The organism is Kitasatospora sp. NPDC034023, assembly GCF_055575795.1.
Genome location: NZ_JBVIRY010000120.1, coordinates 1 through 1,175, shown reverse-complemented (window position 1 = coordinate 1,175; position 1,175 = coordinate 1). Strand labels below are relative to the sequence as shown.

1 protein-coding gene is annotated in these 1,175 nt (G+C 68.4%); it reads left to right on the top strand.

The features are described from left to right. Nucleotides 1-77: 77 nt before the first annotated feature. Nucleotides 78-1,159 (top strand): IS630 family transposase gene (locus ACZ52R_RS43545; protein WP_465755588.1). Its coding sequence is split into 2 segments (ribosomal slippage): nucleotides 78-563 and nucleotides 566-1,159, totalling 1,080 coding nucleotides; the frame shifts between segments, so codons are not numbered across the junction. The last annotated feature ends 16 nt before the right edge of the window (nucleotides 1,160-1,175 follow it).

Sequence of the window (1,175 nt, the reverse complement as noted above, 5' to 3'; positions counted from 1 at the left end):
TACTGACCTTGGCGCTTCAAGGTGATTGGCCTGTTTGTGTAGCTGACTGGCAGTCATTTGCGCGCTATGCCGTTGGTATGCGCTATGCGGATGGGGGCGGGCTGACGGCGAAGGCACGTCAGCGTCGTGAGACGGTGCGGCTGGAGGCCGCTGCGTTGTTCGACGAAGGCGTCCCGCCGAAGGTGGTTGCCCGCAGGTTGCGGGTGACCGCGAAATCGGCCTACCAGTGGCACCAGGCCTGGCGGGAGGACGGGGCCGGCGCGCTGGCCTCACGGGGACCGGGCGGGCAGCGATGCAAGCTCTCGGCGCGATGTCAGGAGAAACTGGCCGAGTACCTCGAGCAAGGGCCGGCCGCCCACGGCTGGGACCAGGACCAGGTGTGGACCGGCACGCGGGTGGCGACCCTGATCGGCCGGAAGTTCCACGTGTCCTACAGCGTCTCGGGGGCCACCCGCCTGATGCACCGTCTCGGCTTCACCCCGCAGGTCCCCGCGCGGCGAGCCGCCGAACGCGACGAGCAGGCGGTGTCCGCGTGGAAGGAGGTGACCTGGGCGGAGGTAAAAGCGCCCGGGCGGCCTGCGACGGATGGCTCTGCTTCGAGGACGAAGCCGGGTTCACCCGCAGACCGCCCAAGGGACGCACGTGGGGACGGCGCGGCATCACCCCGGTCGTGAAGGTCTGCGGCCGGGGCTCGGGGAGAGTCTCGGCGGCCGGGCTGATCGCGATGCGACCGGGCTCGCGGACCCGACTGTGCCACCGGCTGCGACGCCATACCGGCCGCAAGGGCGAGCGCCGCAGCCTGTCCGAGCGCGACTACATCGGCCTGATAGACGGAATCCACCAACTGGTAAAAGCGCCGATCGTGCTGGTCTGGGACCGGCTCAACACCCACGTCTCCCATGCCATGCGCGACCTGATCGACGCGCGGGAATGGCTGACGGTGTTCATCCTGCCCGCCTACGCGCCCGAGCTGAACGCGGTCGAGTACCTGTGGGCCCACGTCAAACGCAGCCTCGCGAACCTCGCCAACGTCGCACTCGACCGACTCGAAGCCCTCGTCCACAACCGTCTCAAGCGACTGCAGTACCGCTCCGACATCCTCGACGGCTTCCTCACCGGAACCGGACTCTCCCTCGACCTCCCACCGCCATCACCTTGAAGCGCCAAGGTCAGTA